A 592-nucleotide genomic window follows, 5' to 3' on the forward strand; every position below is an offset into this window, starting at 1 on the left:
CAAGTCGTTGTATGTCTGATATCAGTAATGCCTCAGATTTCAAAAATGGCAGGCATTTAGCTGCTTGGGTGGGTTTAGTTCCACGACAATTTTCAACAGGTGGAAAAACAACATTACTCGGTATAAGTAAACGAGGAAACAAAGGATTACGCGAGTTATTTATTCACGGAGCGAGGGCTGTACTCGTCAGGCCAGAAAAAGCAGTTGCCACCTTCGGTAAGTGGCTCTTCGAGTTATTATCACGAAAACCTTTTAATGTTGTAGTAGTCGCACTAGCAAATAAACTTGCGCGTATAGCGTGGGCAGTACTTTCAACCAAACAAGCATTCGAAGTTAGAGTGTAACCAGGATTTGCAAATGATAATACAGATGACAAAACGGTTAGACCACTGGATTGAAGACCTGTGGGGCGAAACAGCACCTTACTAAAGTATGCTTAGTCGCTTTTGAGGACAATCTAGCGCGGATCTCATCGTGGAGCTGGGGCTAATTATTAGTTGCCTGCAAAGACTCCGAATACATTAGCGCAAACCAACTACGTTATCGATATTATTACTTGCAATATCGAGGCGGACCATACATTTCGCCCCCA

The 592-nt window shown here is 43.2% G+C and carries 1 protein-coding gene; it reads left to right on the forward strand.

Features of this window, described 5'->3' with window-relative positions; genetic code table 11:
• Positions 1-344 (forward strand): transposase (locus KSO91_RS17520; RefSeq protein ID WP_238744292.1); only part of this gene is annotated, 344 nt, incomplete at its 5' end.
• Positions 345-592: the final 248 nt, after the last annotated feature.

The sequence above is a fragment of the Psychromonas antarctica genome, assembly GCF_022267535.1.
Classification (GTDB): domain Bacteria; phylum Pseudomonadota; class Gammaproteobacteria; order Enterobacterales; family Psychromonadaceae; genus Psychromonas; species Psychromonas antarctica.